16 protein-coding genes are annotated in these 19,740 nt (G+C 69.1%); 9 read left to right on the top strand and 7 right to left on the bottom strand.

Annotated elements, in window-relative coordinates; all coding sequences use genetic code 11:
* Positions 1 to 45: 45 nt before the first annotated feature.
* Positions 46 to 1,767, top strand: coding sequence for a LysM peptidoglycan-binding domain-containing protein (locus ACF3M1_RS12900; RefSeq protein WP_394005272.1), 1,722 nt, complete (start codon positions 46 to 48; stop codon positions 1,765 to 1,767).
* Positions 1,768 to 2,010: 243 nt separating this feature from the next.
* Entirely contained in the window at positions 2,011 to 4,485 is a 2,475-nt protein-coding gene (locus ACF3M1_RS12895; RefSeq protein ID WP_394001250.1) for a prolyl oligopeptidase family serine peptidase, read from the top strand.
* Between the two features lie 339 nt (positions 4,486 to 4,824).
* On the opposite strand, the gene ACF3M1_RS12890 is transcribed toward ACF3M1_RS12895, so the two are convergent.
* The 4 genes from ACF3M1_RS12890 to metK form a co-directional block, all read right to left on the bottom strand.
* Positions 4,825 to 5,556: a peptidase gene (locus ACF3M1_RS12890; protein ID WP_394001248.1), complete on the bottom strand. Its 732-nt coding sequence runs from the start codon at positions 5,554 to 5,556 to the stop codon at positions 4,825 to 4,827.
* Between the two features lie 70 nt (positions 5,557 to 5,626).
* On the bottom strand, positions 5,627 to 6,634 hold the full coding sequence (locus ACF3M1_RS12885) for an alpha-E domain-containing protein (protein WP_394001246.1): 1,008 nt from the start codon (positions 6,632 to 6,634) through the stop codon (positions 5,627 to 5,629).
* A gap of 3 nt (positions 6,635 to 6,637) precedes the next feature.
* The gene (locus ACF3M1_RS12880; protein WP_394001244.1) at positions 6,638 to 8,050 is read right to left on the bottom strand and encodes a circularly permuted type 2 ATP-grasp protein; all 1,413 of its coding nucleotides are present in this window, start codon (positions 8,048 to 8,050) and stop codon (positions 6,638 to 6,640) included.
* Positions 8,051 to 8,279: 229 nt separating this feature from the next.
* The gene (gene metK / locus ACF3M1_RS12875; protein ID WP_394001242.1) at positions 8,280 to 9,491 is read right to left on the bottom strand and encodes a methionine adenosyltransferase; all 1,212 of its coding nucleotides are present in this window, start codon (positions 9,489 to 9,491) and stop codon (positions 8,280 to 8,282) included.
* A 152-nt stretch (positions 9,492 to 9,643) separates the two neighbouring features.
* Here metK and ACF3M1_RS12870 point away from each other — a divergent pair, with 152 nt between their 5' ends.
* Together ACF3M1_RS12870 and ACF3M1_RS12865 are read left to right on the top strand one after the other, a co-directional pair.
* Positions 9,644 to 10,339 carry a YecA family protein gene (locus ACF3M1_RS12870; RefSeq protein ID WP_394001240.1) on the top strand — a complete coding sequence of 232 codons (696 nt, stop codon included), beginning with the start codon at positions 9,644 to 9,646 and terminating at the stop codon, positions 10,337 to 10,339.
* Between the two features lie 168 nt (positions 10,340 to 10,507).
* A complete protein-coding gene (locus ACF3M1_RS12865) occupies positions 10,508 to 11,557 on the top strand; it encodes a metal-dependent hydrolase (protein WP_394001237.1) in 1,050 nt (349 codons plus the stop codon).
* A 164-nt stretch (positions 11,558 to 11,721) separates the two neighbouring features.
* On the opposite strand, the gene dusB is transcribed toward ACF3M1_RS12865, so the two are convergent.
* From dusB to ACF3M1_RS12850, 3 genes are all read right to left on the bottom strand, one after another.
* Positions 11,722 to 12,717 (bottom strand): tRNA dihydrouridine synthase DusB, encoded by a 996-nt coding sequence (dusB, locus tag ACF3M1_RS12860; protein WP_394001235.1) that lies wholly within the window; start codon positions 12,715 to 12,717, stop codon positions 11,722 to 11,724.
* A 58-nt stretch (positions 12,718 to 12,775) separates the two neighbouring features.
* A complete protein-coding gene (locus ACF3M1_RS12855; protein ID WP_394001233.1) occupies positions 12,776 to 13,738 on the bottom strand; it encodes a ribokinase in 963 nt (320 codons plus the stop codon).
* Positions 13,739 to 13,799: 61 nt separating this feature from the next.
* The gene (locus tag ACF3M1_RS12850; RefSeq protein ID WP_394001231.1) at positions 13,800 to 15,098 is read right to left on the bottom strand and encodes a NupC/NupG family nucleoside CNT transporter; all 1,299 of its coding nucleotides are present in this window, start codon (positions 15,096 to 15,098) and stop codon (positions 13,800 to 13,802) included.
* A gap of 193 nt (positions 15,099 to 15,291) precedes the next feature.
* On the opposite strand from ACF3M1_RS12850, the gene ACF3M1_RS12845 reads away from it, so the two are divergent.
* The 5 genes from ACF3M1_RS12845 to gcvT all read left to right on the top strand — a co-directional run bounded on the left by ACF3M1_RS12845 (position 15,292) and on the right by gcvT (position 19,688).
* The gene (locus tag ACF3M1_RS12845) at positions 15,292 to 16,272 is read left to right on the top strand and encodes an aldo/keto reductase (protein WP_394001229.1); all 981 of its coding nucleotides are present in this window, start codon (positions 15,292 to 15,294) and stop codon (positions 16,270 to 16,272) included.
* Between the two features lie 31 nt (positions 16,273 to 16,303).
* The gene (hemP, locus tag ACF3M1_RS12840; protein WP_394001227.1) at positions 16,304 to 16,561 is read left to right on the top strand and encodes a hemin uptake protein HemP; all 258 of its coding nucleotides are present in this window, start codon (positions 16,304 to 16,306) and stop codon (positions 16,559 to 16,561) included.
* Between the two features lie 489 nt (positions 16,562 to 17,050).
* Entirely contained in the window at positions 17,051 to 18,022 is a 972-nt protein-coding gene (locus tag ACF3M1_RS12835) for an SPFH domain-containing protein (protein WP_394001225.1), read from the top strand.
* A 10-nt stretch (positions 18,023 to 18,032) separates the two neighbouring features.
* On the top strand, positions 18,033 to 18,464 hold the full coding sequence (locus ACF3M1_RS12830; RefSeq protein WP_394005271.1) for an NfeD family protein: 432 nt from the start codon (positions 18,033 to 18,035) through the stop codon (positions 18,462 to 18,464).
* Positions 18,465 to 18,590: 126 nt separating this feature from the next.
* The gene (gene gcvT / locus ACF3M1_RS12825; RefSeq protein WP_394001223.1) at positions 18,591 to 19,688 is read left to right on the top strand and encodes a glycine cleavage system aminomethyltransferase GcvT; all 1,098 of its coding nucleotides are present in this window, start codon (positions 18,591 to 18,593) and stop codon (positions 19,686 to 19,688) included.
* The last annotated feature ends 52 nt before the right edge of the window (positions 19,689 to 19,740 follow it).

The raw sequence follows: 19,740 nt of genomic DNA, 5'->3' as shown, positions 1-19,740 counted from the left end.
GTCCGGCGGCCCCGGATTTCGACGACCCAGGAGATCACGTTGAACATGCACGTGCACGATGGAGGCGGTGCCTGGCGCGCGCCCACACTGTCCGAACCCACGGCGCAACCGACCCGGCACCACGCGATTGCAGGCGACACGGTGACCACGCTGGCCGAGCGGTACATGGTGAGCGTGGAGGCGATCCATGCGGCCAATCCGCGTCTCACCTCGGCGACCGCGCACGGCGGCAGCACGATCCAGCCCGGCGACGTGATCGAGATTCCCGCCTCGCCGATGAGTGCGACCGGCGAGATCGACGGGGGCCGTGCCAACCATTCGACCACCGACATCAAGATCACTGCGAAGACCGATGCCGGCGGCATCACCTGGCAGCCCGACAGCGTCGCGTTGACGCTCACCGCCAGGCAGGAGGCCGAGCTCGGCAACAACCGTGCGCCCGATGCGCCGGCAAGCAGCCGCGGCGCATCGATCAGTCTCGCCAACGACGCCTTTGTGCAGGTGCAGGCGAGCCGGGGCGACGGCAACACGACGTTCTCCGTGACCACCGGCACCCAGGTCAGCGTGTCGGGCGAAGCCAATGCGGGTGGCCGCGGCGGCGCGGAGGTCGAAGCCGGTGTCGCCAGCGGCTTCGAGTCCAGCTACACGGTGACGCTGCCGGGCGAGCACCGGACGGTCGAAGCAGCGGCCGCGGTCAATCCCTTCGATCCGACCACGATTCCCGTCGGCGGCAGCGTCACGCTGGACGGCAAGGCGTTCACCGAGACCGCGCTGGCGGGATCGTTCCGGATGATCGGCACCGAGACCTCCATCACCGAGTCGGCCGGTGTCAGCTACACCGTGGCGCGCGTGGACGCCGACACGGTGCGCGTCACCACCGGGCCCACCGAGACGATCAACGCGTTCAACGGCGTCGGCCTGCGCGCGGGCGACCTGTCGATCATGGCCGGCCGCGAAGACCAGCTGCACGGCGCGACCCTGCAGACCGGGACCTTCGACATCGCCAGCGGGACGGGCCAGGCCGCCTACGCGCATTTCAACGTGACCGGCCAGATCGCGCACGCGACGCCGGGCGTGACCGATGTCGCGACGATCTCGCGCATCGACTATTCCTCGCAGACCCAGCTGCGCGCCGGCGTCGACGCGCTCGGCGTCGTGCTCGGCGGCCCCGCCAATCTCGGCAGTTCGGTGCAGGTCACCTACGCCGACGGCTCGCAGGCGCTGACCACCGATCTGACCTACGGCGCGAACGTGCCGCTGACGGTGGAGCAGCGCTTCGACGCGGCGGGCAACGAGCTGCCTGGCGAGCGCAGTTACCGGTTCGAAGTGACGACCGACCGGCCGAGCTACGGCTGGGTCGACCGCAACATCTTCGGCCGCAACGAAGCCGCCGAGGAGCAGGCGAGTGCCGACCTGCTGAACTGGGCGCTGACCGGTGGCGTCGGCAGCGAGGGGCCGGTGGCGGCCGGTGACACGGTCACGCTGACCTTTAGCGAGGCGCAGCTGCAGACGCTGATGGACCAGACGCGCGCGACCGTCGACGGCAACCGCGTGGGCGGCGCCCACAGCGACCTGCGCAACATGGTCGAAGACTACAGCGGCAACCCGGTGCACGACACGATGGGCTTCGCGGTGTCGCTGGCCCGCAACATCGGCGGCGATCCCTACGGCTTCGCGGCACGCCTGCAGACGATCTCCGCGGCGGCCGATGGCGACATCGCGAACAACCGCTTCGCCCGGATCGATGCGGACGTGCAGACGCGCTGAGACGCGACACGCTTTGGCATCGATCGGATGTCAGGTTTCGGGCCGCCGTTTGGCGGCCCTTTTTTTACGGGAATGCAGACGCCCGGTAGCGGGCATCGCGGCGCGCCGATGGATCCGTGCGCGGCGGGCATGACCTCTGGGACAGCTGCACCCGTGACGCGCGCTGCTAAGGTCGAGGGTCGGGTGCGCAGCGGCGCGCCGTGATCACGGGGTAGGGCGATGCGGACACTGGGACGAGGCACGATGGCGGCGCACAGGCGCTGGGGCTGGATCGCATGCGCCTGGCTGGTGCCGGCGCTGGCGATCGCGCAGACCGCGCCACCGGAGGCAGCGGACAGTCGCTACCAGCTGCCGCCCGCGCCGTTGCAGGCCATCGTCGATGCGCCGCGTCCGCCGCGGCTGCTGCTCGGACCGAAACGCGATCTGGCCGCGTTCCTGCAGACCCCGGCGTTGCCGGGCATCGGCGACGTCGCCCAGCCCGAGCTCAAGCTCGGCGGCATCCGCATCAATCCGGCCACCTATGCGGCCAGCCGGTTCTCGTTCGTGTCCGACCTCTGGTTCACGCCGGTGGATGGTGGCGGCGAGCTGCGCGTTTCCGGCCTGCCGCAGCCGCTGACGCTGGCGTCGTTCCTGTGGTCGCCGGACCAGCGCCACGTGGCTTTCAGTCACGTGGACGCGGCGGCCGGTCGCGTCGAACTGTGGCTGATCGACGTCGACGCGCGCCAGGCCCGGCGGCTGACCACGCGGCCGCTCAATGCGGTGATCGGCAACGGCTTCGAATGGATGCCCGACAGCCGCAGCCTGCTGGTGCGGCTGCGGCCCGAGGGGCAGGGCGACGCACCACAGACCGTCGAGGTGCCGGCCGGGCCGAACGTGCAGGAAACCGCATCGACCGGCACGGTGCAGCAGCTGCGCACGTTCCAGGACCTGCTGCGCAGCGATCAGGACGCCCGCGTCTTCGCGCACTACATGACGGTGCAGCTGGCGCGGATCACGCTCGACGGCACGATGACGCCGATCGGCGCGCCGTCGCTGACCACGAGCGCCAGCCCGTCGCCGGACGGCCGCTACCTCCTGCGTCAGCAGATCGAACGCCCGTTCTCCTATCTGGTGCCGTACACGCGCTTCCCGCGACGCATCGACGTGATCGACCTCGACGGCCAGGTGCGGCATACCGTCGCCCAGCTGCCGCTGATCGAGGGCCTGCCGGTCGGCAACGACGCCGTGCCGACCGGTGTGCGTTCGGTCGCCTGGCGCAGCGACGCGCCGGCGACGCTGGTCTGGGTCGAGGCGCAGGACGGCGGTGATCCGTCCCGCGAGGCCGCGGTGCGCGACATCGTCTACACCCAGGCCGCGCCGTTCGCGGCCGCCGCCACACCGCTGGCCGAGCTGTCGATGCGCTATGCGGGCATCCAGTGGGGCACGGGCGATCTCGCCCTGCTCAGCGAATACTGGTGGCGTACGCGCCAGATCCGCGAGTGGCGTCTGCGCCCGGACGGTGACGCGGCGCCCACTCTGGTGCGCGAAGGTTCGTACGAGGACCGCTACGCCGATCCCGGCACGCCGGTCACGATGCCGGACGACGCCGGCAATCCGCGGTTGCTGATCGCCAGCGACGGCGACAGCGTCTATCGCATCGGTGACGGCGCCTCGGACGAAGGCGACCGCCCGTTCCTCGACCGGCAGAATCTCGCCGACGGCGCCACCACCCGGCTGTTCCGCTCCGAGGCGCCGTACTACGAATCCCCCTCCGCGGTGCTGGACGCCGATGCGATGCGCCTGCTGACCACGCGCGAGGCGCCGACCGAGCCGGCGAACTACTACGTCCGCGATCTGCGTGCCGACGCGGCCGCCCCGGTCGCGCTGACCGGGTTCGCCCATCCCACGCCGCAGCTGCGCGACGTGCAGAAGGAACTGGTGCGCTTCAAGCGCAAGGACGGCGTGGACCTCACTGGCACGCTGTACCTGCCGGCCGGCTACGAGGCGACGCGCGACTGCCCGCTGCCGCTGCTGATGTGGGCCTACCCGGGCGAGTTCAAATCCGCCGATGCCGCCAGCCAGGTCACCGACTCGCCCTACCGCTTCAACGCGGTCGGCTTCTGGGGGCCGCAGGCGTTCCTCGCGATGGGCTATGCGGTGTTCGCGGACGTGTCGATGCCGATCATCGGCGAAGGCGATGCCGAGCCGAACGACACCTACATCGAGCAACTGGTGGCCAGCGCCGAGGCCGCGATCGACGAAGTGGTGCGCCGCGGCGTCGCCGACCGGCACCGCATCGCGATCGGCGGGCATTCCTACGGCGCGTTCATGACCGGCAACCTGCTCGCGCATTCGCGCCTGTTCGCCGCCGGCATCGCGCGCAGCGGCGCCTACAACCGCACGCTGACGCCGTTCGGCTTCCAGGCCGAGGAGCGCAATTACTGGCAGGCGCAGGACACCTACCTGACGATGTCGCCGTTCAACTACGCCGGACAGATCAAGGATCCGATCCTGCTGATCCACGGCGAGGAGGACAACAACTCCGGCACCTTCCCGATGCAGAGCGAGCGCATGTTCGCCGCGATCAAGGGCCTCGGCGGTACCGCACGCCTGGTGATGCTGCCGCGGGAGTCGCACGCGTATCGCGCGCGCGAATCGGTGCTGCACATGCTGTATGAAACGAACGCCTGGCTGGACCGGTACGTGAAGAACCGGCCAGCGGAGGCCGCCGCGCGCTGAGCGCGGTTCGCGCCGGAAGCACGGGGTGACGCCCGCGGCGCGCCGGCGCCACGCGAGGTGCCGAGGCCGGCCTCACGATCCGATGCGCCATCACCTGTGGCGCATCAGGCCTCGGCGGCAGCGCGTGCGTGGACGGCCGAAGCAGCGTGCACGACAGCTGGCGTGCCGCGGAGCCCGCTGGGCATTCCCGAAGCGACGTCCATGGATCCCCGCCTGCGCGGGGATGACGCGTCATGCGCGAGCGGATGGCGCGCACAGAGCGGTGAAAGGTCCCGCGCCATCCAGTTGGATGCGGGGCGTCGAGCCTGCACGGATCACGCCGCGGACGCGGCGCGGCGCTCAGGCCCAGTCGGGCTGCGGCAGCGCGGAGACCGCGCGGCGCATGCTCTCGTTCCAACTGTCGCGGATCGAGGCGAGATACGGATCCTCGTCCTCGTAGCGGCGCTGCACGTCCACCTTGAGGCTGTTGCGGCGATAGACCAGCAGGTCGATCGGCGTGCCCACGGATAGATTCGAGCGGATCGTCGAATCGAACGACACCAGCGTGCACTGGCTGGCTTCGACAAGACTGGTCTTGGACGTGATCACGCGGTCGAGGATCGGCTTGCCGAACTTGATCTCGCCGGTCTGGAAGAACGGCGTCTCGCCGGAACTCTCGATGAAGTTGCCTTCGGAGTAGACCAGGAACAGGCGTGGCGCCTCGCCCTGGATCTGGCCGCCGACGATGAACGAGCCCGACGGGTCGATGCCGCTGTCACGCAGGTAGGTCTCGTCGCGCGCGCGGATCTCGCGCAGCGCATCCCCGACGATCTGCGCCACCTGGAACATCGAGCGCGCATTGAGCATGCCGAGGCTGCCCGATTCATGGGTCGCGCGATGCTCGAGCAGGTTGAGCACGTTCTGAGTGAGCGAAAGATTGCCCGACGACAGGGTGACGATGACGCGCTCCCCCTCTTTCGCGAACACCCGCATCTTGCCGGCGCGGCGGATATGGTCGACACCGGCGTTGGTACGCGAGTCGGAAGCCAGGACGAGTCCCTCGTCGAGGTTCAGTCCGATGCAATAGGTCATGGCGCGGGACAGCCCGGTGAAAAAGAAGCCGGGGCCAATTGTGCACGCTGGGGACGCACGCGCACACCCGTCATCCTGCGGTCTGCCATTGCGTCTGGCGCGGCGGGGTGGCGAGCGGGCGTGACGGGGCGGTGGTCATGAACTGCCGGTGGATCTCGCCGCCGAGCTTCGTCAGGCGTCCCATCGTGTCCTGCAGCCAGGGTTCCAGCCCGCCGGCGATGATCTCGTCGATGCGCGCATACCGCGACTGGGCCGCCAATGCGCCGGCCTGGCGCACGACTTCAAGCGATTCGTTGCCCGACAGCGACTGCAGGATCTGGTGGATCGCGCCGACGCAGGTCTGCAGCGAGCGGGGATTGTCGCCGTTGAGCAGCATCAGCGAGATCACCCCGGCCGGGCTGACCGATTCGCGGTAGAGCCGGCGATAGGTCTCGAACGCCGACAGCGACTGCAGCAGCGCGCTCCACTGGAAGTACTGGATCGCGTCGCGCGCTTCGCCGGTCTCCGGCAGTTCGGCGTCGCTGCCGATCATGTCGAGCAGGCGGATCGACCAGTCGGCGCGCTCGATGAAGGCGCCCATCTGCAGGAAGTGGTAGCCCTCGCCGCGGCCCAGCGTGCCGATCGTGATGCCGCGGAACGAGGCCGATCGCGTCTTCACCCATTCCAGCGTGTTGCTGAGGCCGTCGTGGCGCAGGCGCTGTGCGTCGAACCGACGGATCTCCAGCCACGAGGCGTTGAGGTCCTCGTACATCTCGGCGGTGATCGCCACGCGCTGGGCACGCGCATTCTCGCGCGCGGTGCGGAAACAGTTGAAGATCGAGTTGGGGTTGTCCGGCGACAGCAGCAGATGGTGCACGACGCCCTCGGCGTCGATCGCGCGCCCATCGGCGGCGAAGCTTTCGACGAGCCCCAGTGAATCCAGCGCGCGGCGCCACGGCGCCGCCGCGGCCTTGCCGCGGTCCAGGCGCTCGGGCAGCAGCGCGATACGCTGTGCGATGTCGAGCAGACGGGCGGTGTTTTCGGCGCGCTCCATATGGCGCGCGACCCAGTAGAGATCGTAGGCGGTTCTGCACAGCACGCGTCAGTTCTCCATGACCCAGGTGTCCTTCGTTCCGCCACCCTGCGACGAGTTGACGACCAGCGAGCCCTCGCGCAGGGCCACACGCGTGAGGCCACCGGGAATGACGTGGATGCGGCGGCCGCTGAGGATGTAGGGCCGGAGGTCGATGTGGCGCGGCGCGAGACCGCTCTCGACATAGGTGGGGCAGGTGGACAGCGAGAGCGTCGGCTGCGCGATGTAGTTGCCGGGATCGGCGAGGATGCGGGCGCGGAAGTCCTCGATCTCCGCCTTGGTCGAGGCCGGGCCGACCAGCATGCCGTAGCCGCCTGCGCCATGGACTTCCTTGACGACCAGTTCGGACAGATGGTCGAGGGTGTAACGCAGATCATCCGGATTGCGCAGCTGCCAGGTCGGCACGTTGTGCAGGATCGGCTCCTCGCTGAGGTAGTAGCGGATCATGTCCGGCACATAGGGATAGACCGACTTGTCGTCGCCGACGCCGGTGCCCGGCGCGTTCGCCAGCGTGACGTTGCCCGCGCGATAGGCGCCGAACAGGCCCGGCACGCCGAGCATCGATTCGGGGCGGAACACCGTCGGGTCGAGATAGTCGTCGTTGATGCGGCGGTAGATCACGTGCACGCGCTGCGCGCCGCGCGTGGTCTGCGCATAGACCATGTCGTTCTGCACGAACAGGTCCGCGCCCTCGACCAGCTCCACGCCCATCTGCTGGGCCAGGAACGCGTGTTCGAAGTACGCGGAGTTCGCGGCGCCCGGCGTGAGCACTGCGACCACCGGATTGTCGACGCCGGCCGGCGCGCACTCGCGCAGGATGTCGAACAGCGCGTCGGGATACCGTTCTACCGGCGCGATCTGCTGGCGGGCGAACAGCTCGGGCAGCAGGCGCGCCATCATGCGCCGGTTCTCCAGCATGTAGGACACACCGGACGCGACGCGCAGGTTGTCCTCCAGCACGTAGTACTCGCCGTCGCCCGCGCGCACCAGATCGATGCCCGAGACGTGCGAATACACGTTGCCCGCGACCTTCAGGCCCTGCATCTCCTTGCGGTACTCGCTGTTTTCGAGCACCAGCTCGGCGGGAATGCGGCGGTCGCGGAGGATGCGCTGCTCGCCGTAGATGTCGCCGAGGAACAGGTTCAGGGCGTGCACGCGTTGGCGCAGGCCGGCCTCGAGCATCTTCCATTCCGCGGCCGGCAGGATGCGCGGCACGATGTCGAACGGGATCAGGCGCTCGTTGCCGGACTCTTCGCCATAGACCGAAAACGTAATGCCGACGCGGTGGAAGGAGATCTCCGCCTGGCGCCGCTTGTGGGCCACTTCGTCGAACGATGTCGTCTTGAGCCAGGCATCGAACCCATCGTAATGCGGGCGGACCCGGCCGCTGGCGTCGTGCATCTCGTCGTAGCTGGGCGACATCGTGGACAGGCTCCGGAAAGGGATGCGGATCTGTGCCGCATCGCATCGATAGCATGGCGACAACGCGATGCACAACGCGTGCAGGCCATGGCCTGCCGGGTGGCAGGAGCGTGACCGGCCGATCGCGTGCCGCCACGCTGCGATGCCCGCGACGTCTGGCCGTCGCCCGGGGCCGCAAACGACGACGGGCCGCATGTGCGGCCCGTCGGTGGTGCGATGCTGGCGGTGATCAGCGCAGCTTGGCGTCCGCGCGCAGCGCGTCGGCCCGGTCCGTCTTCTCCCACGAGAACGCGGTCGCGGTGATCTGCTTGCCGGCGCCGTCGGTGTAGGTGAATTCCTTCGGCTTGCGGCCGAAGTGACCATAGGCGGCGGTCGGCTGGTACATCGGGTGGATCAGGTCGAGCATCTGGATGATGCCGTACGGGCGCAGGTCGAAATGCTTGCGGATCAGCTTTTCGATCTTCTCGTCCGGAATCTTGCCGGTGCCGAAGGTGGTGACCGAGATCGAGGTCGGCTCGGCGACACCGATGGCGTAGGACACCTGCACCTCGCAACGGTCGGCGAGGCCGGCCGCAACGACGTTCTTGGCGACGTAGCGCGCGGCGTACGCGGCCGAGCGGTCGACCTTCGACGGATCCTTGCCCGAGAACGCGCCGCCACCGTGGCGTGCCCAGCCGCCGTAGGTGTCGACGATGATCTTGCGGCCGGTCAGGCCGCAGTCGCCCACGGGGCCGCCGATGATGAACTTGCCGGTCGGGTTGATATGGAACTTGGTGCCCTTGTGCAGCCACTTCGCCGGCAGCACGGGCTTGATGATCTCTTCGCGGACGGCCTCGATCAGGTCCTTCTGCTTGATGCCCGGGTCGTGCTGGGTCGACAGCACCACCGCGTCGATCGCGGTCGCCTTGCCGTCTTCATAGCGCAGCGTGACCTGCGACTTCGCGTCGGGACGCAGCCACGAGAGGTTGGAGTTCTTCTTCTTGCGGATCTGCGCCTGGCGCTCGACGAGGCGATGCGACAGGTGGATCGCGGCCGGCATGTAGCTGTCGGTCTCGTTGGTCGCGTAGCCGAACATCAGGCCCTGGTCGCCGGCACCCTGCTGCTCGGGGTTCTTGCGGTCCACGCCCTGGTTGATGTCGGGCGACTGCTTGCCGATCAGGTTCAGCACGCCGCAGGTCTCGCCGTCGAAACCGACGTCGGAGCTGTTGTAGCCGATGTCGAGGATCACCTTGCGGGTCAGCGCTTCGAGATCGATCCACGCACTGGTGGTGACTTCGCCGGCGACGATCGCCACGCCGGTCTTGACCAGCGTTTCGCAGGCGACTCGGGCGCGCTTGTCCTGCTGCAGGATGGCGTCGAGCACTGCGTCGGAAATCTGGTCGGCGATCTTGTCCGGGTGGCCTTCGGAGACCGACTCGGAGGTGAAGAGATAGCTGGACATCAGGCCTATATCCCTATATTCGGATGAAAAGATGGCCGGGGATGATACACCTCGCCGCGGTTCCACGCATCTTGTGCGCGCGGATGTTGCCGACTGGTTAAGCGGGCGGTCCCGTCATTGCGGCGCCGGGCCGGAGGCTCGACAATCGGGGCATGCCTGCCATGTCCGAACACGATCTCGACGCGCTCGAAACCCTGCTGGAGACCCACGCCGCGCCGCATGGCGGCATGTCGCTGGAGATGCTCGACGGCTACCTGTCGGCCTTGATCGTCGGGCCCGCGCTGATCACGCCGGGCCAGTACATGGCCGCGATCTGGGGCGATGGCCCGGAGCCGGACGACCTGGACGAGGCGCGGATGCGCATGGAACTGGTCGTCGCGCTGTGGAACCACATCGTCTGGCGCGTGGCGCAGCCCGTGCCCGATGACGCGGACGAAGACGATGGCGACGCACAGGACGCCCACGACCCGCTGATGCCGCTGGTGCAGTTTCCGGAGGTCGACCTGCCGGAGACGCCGGGAACCGAGGAACTGCCCGAGGCGCTGGTCGATTTCCCGGCCGGCGCCGAATGGGCGCAGGGCTTCTTCGCCGGCGTCGGACTGGCGGACAGCGCGTGGGATGCCTGGATCGACGGCGACGCCGCGCTGGCCGCGGATGTCGAGATGCTGTCCCGGCTCGGCCTCTACAGCGACGCGCATGCCCGGGACGTGGGCGTCGACGCGGACGAAGTGCCGGCCTTCGAAGAGCGTCTGGAGATGATCGGCGCGATTCCGGACATCCTTGCCCACTGCAACAGCCTGCGGCTCGGGGCGAGTGGTCAGCGCGGCGCGGACGTGACGCTCCACTGAGCGCGATGCCGGACCGGTTGGGTGATGCGCGGTGCGCCCCGGTCGCGTCCGCGCGCTGCCCGCACTGGAGCGCGACGTTGGCGCGGTACCGTCGTCGACGGCATCCTCTGCAGCCCGATCTGCGCCGGCGGCGGCAGGCCGGTCCCGCCCTCATGACGAGATGACGCAATGGATTCACTGACCCAGATCGTGCTCGGCGCGTCGGTCGCCGCAGCGGTCGTGCCGGCGACGCACCGTCGCGCGGCCCTGCTCGCGGGGGCCGCACTCGGCACGCTGCCGGATCTCGACGGCATTCCGGTTGCACTGCTGACCGACGATCCGGTGCTGCGGATGACCCTGCATCGCGGGCTCACACATTCGCTGCTGGTGCTGCCGCTGGTGGCGGCAGCGATCTGGTGGCTGTTCCGGCGCTTCGGCAAGGGGCGTGTCGCGGCGTCGCCGACGCGCTGGTTCTGGGCCATCCAGCTGGCGCTGGTCACGCATCCGCTGCTCGACGCCTTCACCGTGTACGGCACGCAGTTGCTGTGGCCGTTCACGCCGCCGCCGGCGATGTGGTCGAGCCTCTTCATCATCGATCCGCTGTACACGGTGTGGTTGCTGATCGGCGTGCTGGTCGCCACGTTCGCCGGGCCGCGGCGTGTGGCGAAGCAGGCGCTGACGGCCGGGCTGGTGCTGAGCACGTTCTATATCGGCTGGTCTCTGACGGCCAAGGCGCTGGTCGAGCGCGAAGCCGATCGCGCGCTGGTCGCGATGGGGCTCGGCGATGCGCCGCGGTTCTCGGTGCCGATGCCGGCCAATACAGTGCTGTGGCGCGTGGTCGCGATGACCGACGAGGGCTACGTGGAAGGCTTCCGCTCATTGGCGGTCGACCGCGGCCCGATGCAGTTCGACGCGTATCCCTCCGACGTGGCCGCGCTGCGCGCGAACGCGGGCCTGCCCGCGGTGCAGCGGCTGCTGTGGTTCAACCACGGCTTCATGGGGGCGGAGGTCGTCGACGGCACGCTGCAGCTCAGCGATCTGCGCATGGGCAACGAGCCCGACTACTTCTTCCGTTTCTCCGTCGCGCGCCGCGACGGCGACGGCTGGACGGCCATCCCACCCACACAGGCGCCGATGGCGCGTGATCTCGCGGCGACGTGGAACGCGACCTGGGCGCGTATCTGGCAGACGCCGGCGTCGCCCGGTCTCGAACACCACGAGGCGATGGGCGGCCACTGAGCGATCGGCAGGCGCGCGCGCAGCGCGGCGCCAGAGCCGGCGACGGGGGAGCGCGTCGATGTCCGATGACGAGGGCGGACGGTGTGCGCTGTTCGGTCACCAAGCGACCGCGATCAGAATGCTCGCAGGCGGGCGGTGCTTGCGGCAGAGATGCCGCGCGCGGGTCAGGCCGCCAGCGTCGGCCGCAGGTCGCCCGCGACGAGCCCGTCGAAGTAATCGCGGGTCAGCGCGAGCTGCGCCTCGGCGGTGTCGGCGCGGTTGACCACACTGCGGAACGCGGCGTTCTCGGGCCGGTCCTTGGCGTACCAGCCCAGATGCTTGCGCGCGATGCGCACCCCGGAGCGTTCGCCATAGAACGCGTGCAGCGCTTCGAGATGCCCGAGCAGGATGTCGCGGATCTCGGTCAGCGTCGGCGGCGCCAGATGCGTGCCGGTGGCGAGAAAGTGCGCGATCTCGCGGAAGATCCACGGCCGGCCCTGCGCGGCGCGGCCGACCATCACCGCATCCACGCTGGTGTGGCGCAGCACCGCCAGTGCCTTCTGCGGTGAATCGATGTCGCCGTTGGCGAGCACCGGGATCGACAGCGCGGCCTTGATCGCGGCGATCGTGTCGTACTCGGCGGTGCCGGTGTAGTGCTGGTCGCGGGTGCGGCCGTGCACGGCGAGCGCGGCGATGCCAGCGTCTTCAGCAATACGCGCGATGGTCGGCGCGTTGCGGTGCTCGGCGCACCAGCCGGTGCGGATCTTCAGCGTCACCGGCACGTCGACCGCGCGCACCACCGTGTCGAGGATGCGCGCGACCAGCGCCTCGTCCTGCATCAGCGCCGAACCGGCCCAGGCGTTGCAGACCTTCTTCGCCGGGCAGCCCATGTTGATGTCGATGATCTGCGCGCCGTGGTCGACGTTGTAGCGCGCGGCGTCGGCCAGCATCGCCGGCTCGGTGCCGGCGATCTGCACGCCGACCGGCGCGGGTTCGCCGTCGTGGTCCATGCGCCGCAGCGATTTCTCGGTCTGCCAGAAGCGCGGGTCGCTGATCGTCATCTCCGACATCGCCAGGCCCGCGCCCAGCCGTTTGCACAGCTGCCGGAACGGCTTGTCGGTGACCCCGGCCATCGGGGCCAGCACCACGTTCGGTTCGATGCGGTAGGGGCCGATCTTCATGGCGGGCATTGTCGCCGATTCCGCGCGCCACCCGGTCCGCGGGCGCGCGCTGCGCCGCTCAGGCGGCGGACGCGGCCAGGTGCGGCATGGACGTCGCGGCGCCCACGGCCAGGGTGGACTGGGCCGCGTAGCGGCCCGCGAAACGCACGTGGCGTTCGAACGCCATGGCCGGTGCGCCCGCCAGCGACGCCGCGAGCGCGCCATTGAACGCATCGCCGGCCCCGGTGGTGTCGACGGACTCGACCCGCTCGGCGGCGACCCGGTAGAACGGCTGCGCGTCGCCGCGCAGGAGATCTTCGCGATGCGAGACGAACGCGCCGGCGGCGCCCAGTGTCACCACGACGGTGCCGCGCGGCAGCAGGGTGCGGCACAGGCGATGGAGCTGCACATCGGTGGTCGCGACGATCGCCTCGGCATCGATGCGGTGGCTGGTATGGCGTTCGAGCAGGGCGGCGAACTCGGTCTCGTTCGGCGTCAGCACATCGGCGGCCGCCAGCAGCTCGCGCAGGCACTCGGCATTGGCCGGTGCGGGATTGAGCATCGTCGTGGTGCCGCCGGCGCGGGCGAGGCGCATCGCCTCGAGCACCGCGTCGAGTGGCGATTCCAGTTGCGCCAGCAGGATCCGCGCGCCGGCCAGCGCCGCCGCCTGGCGTCCGACCCACGCCGCGCCCATGTCGCCGTTCGCACCGGCGCCGATGACGATCGTGTTGTGGCCGGCCTCGTCGACGTAGATGCCGGCCGTGCCGGTGGGATGGGCGCTGTCGTGGACGCGCAGCGTGATGCCGTCGGTCGTCGCCAGCGCCCGTGCCTGGCGGCCACCCTCGTCGTTGCCGAGGGCGCAGAGGAAGGTGGCATCCGCACCGGCGCGCGCGGCGGCGACGGCCTGGTTGAACCCCTTGCCGCCCGGCCCGGTGTGGTAGCGGCCGGCGAGCGTCTCGCCGCGGCGGGGCAGGGTGCTGCAGTTCCAGACATGGTCGACGTTGAACGAGCCGACGACGACGACGTGATGGGATTCGGTCATGACTTCATGCAGGAAAGGACGCGGACGCCGTGAGGCAAGCAATACGCGTGCCGGCGGCCGGTCAAGCCGATACGCCGGAGAGCACGCCGGCGATGGTGGCGGTCATCATGGTGGCGATCGACCCGCCCAGCACGGCGCGCAGGCCGAGGCGGGCGAGGTCGGCACGGCGCTCCGGCGCGATACCGCCGATGCCGCCGATCTGGATCGCGATCGAGCTGAAGTTCGCGAAGCCGCACAGCGCATACGTGGCGATCAGCGCGCCCTGCGGGCCGATCGTCGTGCCCGGCACGTTGCCCTGCAGGATCTCGCCGAGCTGCACGTAGGCGACGAACTCGTTCAGCACGACCTTGGTGCCGATCAGGCCGCCGACGGTCGCCGCGTCTTCCCACGGCACCCCGATCAGCCAGGCCAGCGGCGCCAGCGTCCAGCCGAGCAGTGCCGACAGATCGGTGGGACGACCGAGCACCGCCTGCAGGCCGGTGAGTTCGCCCAGCCAGACCAGCGGTGCGTTGAGCAACGCGATCAACGCGATGAAGGCCAGCAGCATCGCGCCGACGTTGAGCGCCAGCTTCAGACCATCTGCGGCACCCGCGGCGGCGGCGTCGATAACGTTGGCCGTGGTCTTCTCCACGTTCACCCGTACCGCGCCGAGCGTCTGCGGCGTCGCGGTCTCGGGCACCAGGATCTTGGCGATCACCAGCGTCGCCGGCGCGGCCATGATGCTGGCGGTGATCAGATGCTTGGCGTAGATCGCCTGCTGCACCGGATCCCCGCCGCCGAGCAGCAGCACGTAGGCGCCCAGCACGCCGCCGGCGATCGTCGCCATGCCGCCGACCATCAATGTCAGCAGCTCCGAGCGGGTCATGCCGGCGATGTAGGGGCGCACGACCAGCGGCGCCTCGGTCTGGCCGATGAAGGCGTTGGCGCACACCGACAGCGTCTCCGCACCCGACACGCGCATCAGGCGCGTGATCACCCAGGCCATGCCCTGGACGATCTTCTGCATCACGCCGAGGTGGTAGAGCACGCTCATGAAGCTGGCGAAGAAGATGATCGTCGGCAGCACCTGGAAGGCGAATACGAAGCCGAATTTCCCGGCATCACTGAAGTCGCCGAAGATGAAGCGCGCGCCCTCGGTGGTGAAGCCGAGCAGCTTCACGAAGCCGCTTGACAGCACGTCGAACACGCCCGCGCCCCAGGGCGTCAGCAGCACCAGGCAGGCGATGATGATCTGCAGCAGCAGGCCGGTGCCGACCAGGCGCCAGTCGACCGCGCGCCTGCTGCTGGAAAACAGCCACGTGATGCCGAGCAGCACGGCAAGACCGAACAAGCCGAATCCGGCCCGCAGCAGGAAATCCATGGTGGCGTGGCCCCCGGGCCGTCATCGAGTCGCGCAGCCTAGTGCAGCGGGCGGGGCCGGGCAACCATGCGCGAGGTGAAGACGGCGTCGTTCAGCAGCGCTCGCCGCCGCCTGCCGTGCACGCCTGTCGCGCACGGTTTGGGGCCGCGTCCGGTTGCTTACACTGCCCCGTCCATCCCGCAGGTTCCGCCCCATGCACTACCGCCGCCTCGGTCGCTCCGGCCTCCAGCTCTCCGCCCTCGGCTTCGGCGCCTGGGTCACCTTCGGACGCCAGATCGGCCGCAGCCAGGCGCGCGAGCTGGTGGCCGCGGCCTGGGATCACGGCATCACCCTGTTCGACAACGCCGAGGGCTATGCCAACGGCGACGCGGAACGGGTGATGGGCGACGTCATCGCCGACCTGCGTCTGCCGCGGGACGGGTACTGCGTGTCGAGCAAGGTGTTCTTCGGCGCGGTGGACACGCCCGGCCCGACCCAGCGCGGCCTGTCGCGCAAGCACGTGCGCGAGGCCTGCGACGGCGCGCTGACGCGGCTGCGCGTCGATCATCTCGATCTGTATTTCTGTCATCGCCCCGATCCGGACACGCCGGTGGCGGAAACGGTCTGGGCGATGGACACGCTGATCCGGCAGGGCAAGGTGCTGTACTGGGGCACGTCGGAATGGCCCGCGGCGTTGATCCGCGAAGCGGACGAGATCGCGCGCACGCACCACCTGCATGGGCCGACGATGGAACAGCCCGAGTACAACCTGCTGCAACGCGAACGCGTGGAGACCGAGTACGACGCGCTGTATACCGACCTGGGTCTCGGCACGACCACTTGGTCCCCATTGGCCTCCGGCCTGCTGAGCGGCAAGTACGCGGGCGGGGTGCCGGACGACAGCCGGCTCGCCCAGGCCGGCCTCGAGTGGCTGCGCACCCGCGTGCTCGACGGCGATGCGCCGGCCGCCACGTCGCCGCTCGACCGGGCGGCGCGCTTCGTCGCCACGGCTGCCGAACTCGGCGTCGCACCGGCGCCGCTGGCGATCGCGTGGTGCCTGCGCAATCCGCGGGTCTCGTCGGTCCTGCTGGGAGCGAGCCGGGTCGACCAGTTGCTGCAGAACCTCGGCGCGCTGGACCTTGTGGACCGGTTCGACGCGGCGACCTGGCGTCGGGTGGAATCGAGCGTCGTCTGATCTCTCGCTCCGGCCCGGGCTTGACTCCGAAATGAGAATCAATATCATCCAAGTCTCGTTCCCGGAGGATCTGCCGATGTTCCATGTGAGCCAGTTGAACGATGCCCCCGTCACCGCGCACGACACCGATGCACGCGGTCTCGCACCTCGGTCGCCACGTGCTGTCGAGCCCGTCGAGTTCGACAGCGCCCGGCTGCTGGCCGGCCAGCGCGAACTGCGCATCCGGCACGGCAACGAGATCTACCGCCTGCGCCATACCCGCAACGACAAGTTGATCCTGACCAAGTAATGCAGCGGCGCCGCGCGGCCGCGTTCCTCGGGAGTGCTGCGCGGTGTTTCGCCAGACGCGGTACGGGCGGTTGGCGTCGAATTGCCCCGGCACGGGCGCGTCGTGTCCCGGACGCGCTCGCACAGTCGACGTTCGCCGTCCGCACGCGTGCCGGCCCCGCCACGCGGGCGTTCCGACCGTTGACGTAGAACGTCGGCAACCTGACGCGTTGCGCAGAAGCGCGTTCGCGGTTCGGACGGCTCGCGCCCGATGGTGGGGATCGACGGCGCACGGTGCATCGACCGTTGACAGGGTGGTCGCGGCCGATACCGCGTTGAATCCCTTTCCTGTCGCGCAGGCGTCCGTCCGATCGGACGAAGAATGCGCGTCCGCATCCGCCCGGCCTATCGCCCTCGACGGCCACGATGCAACGACCCGGGTGTCACCAGGACGCGGCCTATACTGGCCGGCAAGGCGGCACGGTCCGCGATCGCATACAGGGAGTCATCCATGGGAACCGGATTGTTTCTGGCCGTCGTGCTGGCCGTCGCCGGCATCATCGTGCTGTTCAAGACCGTGCGCATGGTGCCGCAGGGTTTCGAGTGGACGGTGGAGCGCTTCGGCAAGTACACCCACTCGATGACGCCGGGCCTGCATTTCCTGGTGCCGATCGTCTACGGCGTCGGTCGCAAGATCAACATGATGGAGCAGGTGCTCGACGTGCCCAGCCAGGACGTCATTACCCGCGACAACGCGGTGGTGCGCGTCGACGGCGTCGTGTTCTTCCAGGTGCTCGACGCGGCCAAGGCGGCGTATGAAGTGTCCAACCTCGAGATCGCGACGATCGCGCTGGTGCAGACCAACATCCGCACCGTGATCGGCTCGATGGATCTCGACGAATCGCTGAGCAACCGCGAGACGATCAACGCGCAGCTGCTTAACGTCGTCGACCAGGCCACCAACCCCTGGGGCATCAAGGTCACGCGCATCGAGATCCGCGACATCCAGCCGCCGCGTGATCTCATCGATTCCATGGCCCGGCAGATGAAGGCCGAGCGTGAGCGGCGTGCGGTGATCCTCGAGGCCGAAGGCCATCGCCAGTCGGCGATCCTGCGCGCCGAGGGCGAGAAGCAGGCCGCGATCCTCGAGGCCGAAGGCGAGAAGGAAGCCGCATTCCGCGAGGCGGAAGCACGTGAGCGCCTGGCCGAAGCCGAAGCGCGGGCGACGGAAATGGTGTCCAACGCGATCGCCCAAGGCGATGTGCAGGCGATCAACTACTTCGTCGCGCAGAAGTACGTCGAGGCGTTCAAGGAACTGGCGACCGCGCCGAACCAGAAGTTCGTGCTGATGCCGATGGAAACGAGCGGCCTGATCGGCTCGATCGCCGGCATCGGCGAGCTCGCCAAGGAAGCGCTGGGCAATCAGAAGGCGACGCCGGCACGTGTGACGCCGCCCCCGCCGCCGTCGCGCGCAGGCCTCTGACATGGAGTGGCTGCGCTGGGATGTCGTGAGCTGGGGCGCGATCGCGCTGCTGCTGATGGCGGCCGAGACACTGGTGCCCGGCGCCTTCATGTTGTGGATGGGCTTCGCGGCGGCCGCCGTCTTCGTGATCGTGCTGTTCGCGCCGGGCCTGTCGATCCTGGCCCAGGTCGCGTTGTTCGTCGGCCTGAGTTTCGTGGCCATCCTCGTCTACCGCCGCTGGTTCCGCGGGCGCGAGCGCCAGAGCGACCATCCGACCTTGAACCGCCGTGCATCGCAGCATGTCGGTCGGGTGGTGACGCTCGAGCAGGCCATCGTCGCCGGCCGTGGCCGGGTGAAGATCGGCGATGCGTTCTGGATCGTCGAAGGGCCGGATCTGGCTGCGGGCACGTCGGTGCGCATCGTCGGCACCGACGGGGTCAATCTCCACGTCGAAGCGGCCTGATCGCAGGCGTCCGATCACGTCGGTCGGCACGTCCGCGTCGCGTCATATCGCGCCACCGTACTGCCTGCCCGATGCCCGGCAGCGAACTGCGATAATGCCGGCTTTCCGCAGACGAGCCGGCTGTCCATGACCCAGAAGACCATCCTCAACGCGTCACATCGCGCGCTCGGCGCACGCATGGTCGATTTCGGCGGCTGGGACATGCCGCTCAATTACGGCTCGCAGATCGAGGAACATCACCACGTCCGCCGCGACGCCGGCATGTTCGACGTCAGCCACATGACCGTGGTCGACCTGCGCGGCGCGCAGACCCGTGCGTTCCTGCGCCAGCTGGTCGCCAATTCGGTCGACAAGCTCAAGGCGCCCGGCAAGGCGCTCTACACCTGCATGCTGACGCCCGAGGGTGGCATCGTCGACGACCTGATCGTCTACTTCATGGCCGACGACTGGTTCCGTCTGGTGGTCAATGCGGCGACCCGCGAGAAAGACCTGGCATGGATCCAGGCGCAGGCGACCGGGTTCGACGTCGAGGTCACCGAGCGCCCTGAGCTCGCGATGATCGCCGTGCAGGGGCCGCAGGCCCGCGAGAAGGCCGCCGCCGTGCTGGGCGAGGCCGATGCGCACGTCGTCGGCAAGCTCGGCCGCTTCGCCGCCGCCACGCTCGACGCCACACCCTTCGGCGCGTTGTTCGTCGCGCGCACCGGATACACCGGCGAGGACGGCTTCGAGATCGTCGTGCACGCGTCGCACGCCGTCGCGCTGTGGGATGCCTTGCGCGATGCGGGCGTGGCGCCGGCGGGATTGGGCGCGCGCGACACCCTGCGTCTCGAGGCCGGCCTGGCGCTGTACGGCCAGGACATGGATGAAACCGTGTCGCCATTCGAAGCCGCGCTCGGCTGGACCGTGGCCCTCGACGAAGGCCGCGCCTTCAACGGCCGCTCGCTGCTCGAGACCCACAGCACCGCGGCGCCGCGGCAGATGATCGGTCTGGTGATGGACGACAAGGGCGTGCTGCGCCACGGCCAGGCGGTGACCACTGCCCAGGGCACCGGCGAAATCCTGTCGGGCACGTTCTCGCCGACGATCGGCAAGGCCATCGCATTCGCGCGCGTCCCGGCAGGCGATCCGGGCGAGGTCAGCGTCGACATCCGGGGCCGGCAGGTGCCGGTGCGCGTGGTCAAGTTCCCCTTCGTCCGCAACGGCCGTCCGGCCGACGGCATCTGATGCGCGCGCCGCGCGTTCGTCGTTACACTACCGCCACTTTCCCGACAGCACC

Source organism: Luteimonas sp. WGS1318 (genome assembly GCF_043187535.1).
Lineage (GTDB): Bacteria > Pseudomonadota > Gammaproteobacteria > Xanthomonadales > Xanthomonadaceae > Luteimonas.
This window is presented reverse-complemented; position numbering and strand designations above follow the sequence as displayed.